Below are 1,821 nucleotides of genomic sequence, written 5' to 3' on the forward strand. Positions count from 1 at the left end.
CGGTGCGGTCGTGGCGCCCCCGCCCGGCGGCGCGGACGAGGTCGGCGCACCCGTCGGGCTTGCCGGGGGAGTGGTCGGCGGGGACGAACTCGGCCGTCCACTCGGGCCGTTCGAGGCCGGAGCGCTCGTGTTCGGGCCGGCCGACGCACTCGGCGGGGCCGAGGTCGTCGGTGGCGCGGTCGAGCGATCCGGGGGCGGGATCAGGCTCGTGTCGTCCCCGAGCCCGCCGTCGGTGGCGGTTGGGAAGTCGGTGACCGGCTCGTCCGCGAGCGCGGCGCTCATGTACGTCGTCCACATCCGGGTCGGCAGGTTGGCGCCGTCCACGCGCGCGAGTCCGGCGACCCCGCTCAGCGACTGGAACTCGTGGGTCGAGGCGTTCTCCCGGAACATGCCCACCGACGTCGACAGGTTCGGCGTGTAGCCGACGAACCAGGCCGAGCGGTTGTCGTCGGTGGTGCCGGTCTTGCCGGCCGCCGGGCGGTCCAACGCCTGGGCACGGGCGCCCGTACCGTCGTCCACCACGCCGCGCAGGACCTGGGTGACGGAGTCCGCCTGCCTGGGGTCGTAGGGGCTCGCCACGCCGTGGTCGGGCAGTTCGATCGCGTCGCCGTCGCGGCTGAGCTTCTCCACCGGATACGTGTCCCGGCGCTTGCCCTCGGCGGCGAACGTCGCGTAGGCCGAGGCCATGTCGAGCGCGCTGGGCGTGGACGTGCCCAGCGAGACCGACGGTACGGGTGACAGGCCGGGCGTGGCCGCGGGCAGGCCCGCGTCCACGGCGGCCTTGACGACGCGATCGGTGCCCACGTCCATACCCAGTTGGGTGTAGACCGTGTTGACGGACTTGTCCATCGCCCGCGCGAGGGTGATCCGTCCGTAGCTCGCGCCGTCCTCGTTGCCCGGCTGCCACGGCCCACCGTTCTCGATCACGGGGCGACCGTCGGGGTAGTGGATCACCACGTTGTCGTTGCCGTCGTAGACCGTGCGCGGGGTGATCCGACCGCGCTTGCCGTTGCCGCCCTGTACGCCGTCGCGCAGGCCGGCCGCGAGCACGAACGGCTTGAACGTCGAGCCGACCTGCACGTCGCGACGGGTGGCGTCGTTGACGAACTGCTTGACGTAGTTCGGGCCGCCGTAGATCGCCACGATCCGCCCGGTGGCGGGTTCGACCGATGCCGCGGCGACCCGCACCCCCACGTCCACGGCACGATTGTCCGGATCCAGTGACCGGCCGAGTTGGTCCTGCACGGTTTGGTACAGCGCCTGGGTCTTGTTCTTGTCGAACGTCGTGGTGATCGAGTAGCCGCCGGAGTCCAGCCGGTCCTCGTCGACGACCTTGCGGTCGAGCAGATAGCGCTTGGCCATCTCGACCAGGTAGCCGTTCATCCCGCTCAGGTTGGCCGTCGGGCGCGGGTCGGCCGGCTCCGGGAAGACCATGCCGGCGCGCCGCTCCGGGGCGAGCCACTTCTCCTTGACCATGCCGTCCAGGACGTAGTTCCAGCGCGAGAGCACCCGGCGGCGGCCGGCGTCGGTGGTGTTCCTGACGTCGTTCGCGCTGGGCGCGTTCAGCAACACCGCGAGATAGGCGCTCTGTTCGACCGTGAGCCGACCGACGTCGACCCCGTAGTACGCCTGCGCGGCCGACTCGATGCCATACGCGCCCCGACCGAAGTACACGCTGTTCAGGTAGCCCGCGAGGATGTCGTCCTTGGACACCGTCCGGTCGAGCTTGATCGAGATGATCGCTTCCTTGAACTTGCGGCTGATCGTCTGTGCCTGGGTCAGGTAGACGTTCTTGACGTACTGCTGGGTGATCGTCGAACC

General features: G+C 70.3%; 1 protein-coding gene. It reads right to left on the reverse strand.

The features are described 5' to 3' along the window. Window positions 1–1,821: transglycosylase domain-containing protein (locus GT354_RS30600; protein ID WP_161359621.1), on the reverse strand; the 1,821-nt coding region annotated here is incomplete at both ends.

Source organism: Streptomyces sp. SID3343 (genome assembly GCF_009865215.1).
Classification (GTDB): domain Bacteria; phylum Actinomycetota; class Actinomycetes; order Streptomycetales; family Streptomycetaceae; genus Embleya.